Raw genomic sequence first — 2,919 nt, forward strand, 5'->3', positions numbered from 1 at the left:
CAGATGGAAATCCACGCCCCGATCCCGCAGGGCGCGCGCGATGGGCACCAGATCCTGCGAGCCCTTCATCGCCTCAAGCCGCCCGGAATGCAGCAGCCGCAGCGGCCCGCCATCCGTCAGATGCGCATGCCGCCGCGATTGTTCGTCGGGCGTGGCGCAGATGTCGTCGTCCATCCGGTTGTCGAGATACCAGATGGTGCTGGGGTTCAGCGGACGAAACGCCTCGAAGGCCGGATAACCATTGGCCTGCAGCCCGGCGGCCTTGCGAAAGGCAGCGCGGCGGCGGCGTTCGACCGACAACAGCCACAGCGCCCCCCTCAGCTTGCGCAGGGCCGAACGGCTGCTGTCCAGCGAATTGATCTGCATCCGGGTCTTAAGCGTGTATTCGATGGTGAACGCGACCGCCGTTTTGGTGTTGCGGCAAAGATCGGCCAGGAAAAGATAGTCGGCATTGTCTCCGCTGATCAGCGCGACATCCGTGTCGGACATGGTCGCGGCAAGCTCGTCCCGCGCCGAAGCGAACAGCCGCGCCTCGAAGGGCAGCTCCTCGGGGAGGAACACCCCGCCAAAGGGTTGCTGGCGCGGGTGGGACGGGATCAGGCAGCGCACGGGACCATCCCAGGACGAGGTATAACGCTCCATCCCGGCGACGAATTTCTTGTCCAGATGCATTCCGCCCCCGACAGGAAAACCGGTCGCGGATGTGATGATGGTCAGTCGCTTTGCGGCCATTTCGCCCGTCCTCTGCCTGCTGTGTCCCCTTGGCATCGAAATAGCAAACGGGGCCGGGGGTGTCTTGCCGAAAATACCCCCCTGAACCGTTCGACCAGAAAGGAATGAACCCATGGCTGACCTGCGTTCGGACTTTATCGGAATTAAATCCCCCAACCCGTTCTGGCTGGCCTCGGCCCCGCCAACCGACAAGGAATATAACGTCCGCCGTGCCTATCAGGCCGGTTGGGGCGGTGTGGTCTGGAAAACACTGGGGGCAGAGGGGCCGCCGGTCGTCAACGTGAACGGGCCGCGTTACGGGGTGGTGCATGGCCCGGACCGGCGCGTTCTGGGACTGAACAATATCGAACTGATCACCGACCGCCCGCTGGAGGTGAACCTGCGCGAGATCAAACAGGTCAAGCGCGACTACCCCGACCGGGCCCTGATCATCAGCCTGATGGTCCCCTGCGACGAGGAAAGCTGGAAATCGATCCTGAAACGCATCGAGGATACCGGCGCTGACGGGGTGGAACTGAATTTCGGCTGCCCGCATGGCATGTCGGAACGCGGCATGGGATCGGCGGTCGGTCAGGTGCCCGACTATATCGAGATGGTCACACGTTGGGTCAAGCAATATTCGCGCATGCCCTGCATCGTAAAGCTGACCCCGAACATCACCGATATCCGCAAGCCCGCCGAGGCGGCAAAACGCGGCGGCGCGGATGCGGTCAGCCTGATCAACACGATCAACAGCATCACCTCGGTCGATCTGGATCTGTTCGCGCCTGAACCGACCATCGACGGCAAGGGCGCGCATGGCGGCTATTGCGGGCCGGCGGTCCGGCCCATCGCGCTGAACATGGTGGCCGAAATCGCCCGCAGCCCGGAAACCCGCGGCCTGCCGATCAGCGGCATTGGCGGCATCACCACATGGCGCGACGCGGCCGAGTTCATGGCACTTGGCGCAGGCAATGTGCAGGTCTGCACGGCCGCGATGACCTATGGCTTCAAGGTCGTGCAAGAGATGATCAGCGGGCTGCGCGATTATCTTGAGACGCGCGACATGGCGCTGTCCGACCTGATCGGGCGCGCGGTACCGAATGTCAGCGACTGGAACCAGCTAAACCTGAACTATGTCGCCAAGGCGGTAATCGATCAACAGGCCTGCATCAAATGCGGCCGCTGCTATGCCGCCTGCGAGGATACCAGCCATCAGGCCATCGCGATGAAACCGGGCCGCGTGTTCGAGGTGATGGATGACGAATGCGTGGCCTGCAATCTCTGCGTCGATGTCTGCCCGGTCGAGAATTGCATCACCATGCGCGAACTGGAAGTCGGCGAGACCGACCCCCGGACCGGCCAGCGGCGCGGGGATTATGCCAACTGGACGACGCATCCGAACAACCCGATGGCAAAAGCAGCCGAATAACGCCCGGTCGCCCGCCGTCAGACCCGGCCCGGAATCAAGGGCACCAGCCCGCCGGGCCAGCGGCCAACCGCCCCCTGAGGTCGTCCGCTGGCCCTTTGCCATCGCCGCAGCCGGCCCCTTCAGACATTCGCCGCGATCTGCCTGTAGGTCCGCTGTGCGGGACAAAGCTGCCGCTCAAATTTCGAAATTGATTTTGCCGTCTTGGCAGTCTACTTTCGACAAGTCCAGACGGGCGCTGCGCGGGGCGGTGCGTGAAAAATCTTTGCTTTGAATGGGCTGTTCGCTGGATGATGGCAATGCGTAGCACACGATCAGTGCTCAATGAGATTGCAGAGAACCCCGCACCGTAGCCGAATTTCTTGACTTGTCCGCAGTAGGTTTGGGCTCAAAGCAGAAATTCTGCCATGAAATGAACGAGTGGTTCAGTCTAGGTCTATCGGCTATTCTTGGCAAGATTGCCCGGCCAAGGTTATTGCGACCGGGCGGCAGGCAGCCGGGACTATGCGCAACCTCTGCCGTCAAGCAGATACCCTGCCCCTGCGTGTCGGGCGGGGGGTCCGGGGGGCGCAGCGCCCCCGGCCATCGCGGGACGCAAATCATCCGGCGGTGACGTCATACCTCGGTTTCGGGCAAGACGCGCCTTACGCCGGCCTCGCTCCGCCCGGCTGACGGGCCAGCAGCTTGTCGGTCGCGATATAGGCCAGCACCGCCACGACGATGCCGTTCAGCGGCGGAATGCCCGGAGTCAGATAGGCGGCAAGGCATCCCAGCACATA

At 62.9% G+C, this 2,919-nt stretch carries 2 protein-coding genes; one reads left to right on the top strand and one right to left on the bottom strand.

The genetic code is table 11. The features are described from left to right. The coding region (locus ACK5L9_RS06825) for a hypothetical protein (protein WP_416910716.1) at window positions 1-732 on the bottom strand (732 nt) is incomplete at its 3' end. 112 nt (window positions 733-844) lie between these two features. On the opposite strand from ACK5L9_RS06825, the gene preA reads away from it, so the two are divergent. Beyond that, on the top strand, window positions 845-2,143 hold the full coding sequence (gene preA / locus ACK5L9_RS06830; RefSeq protein WP_416910717.1) for an NAD-dependent dihydropyrimidine dehydrogenase subunit PreA: 1,299 nt from the start codon (window positions 845-847) through the stop codon (window positions 2,141-2,143). Window positions 2,144-2,919: the final 776 nt, after the last annotated feature.

It is taken from the genome of Paracoccus sp. (in: a-proteobacteria) (assembly GCF_047973135.1).
Taxonomy (GTDB): Bacteria; Pseudomonadota; Alphaproteobacteria; order Rhodobacterales; family Rhodobacteraceae; genus Paracoccus.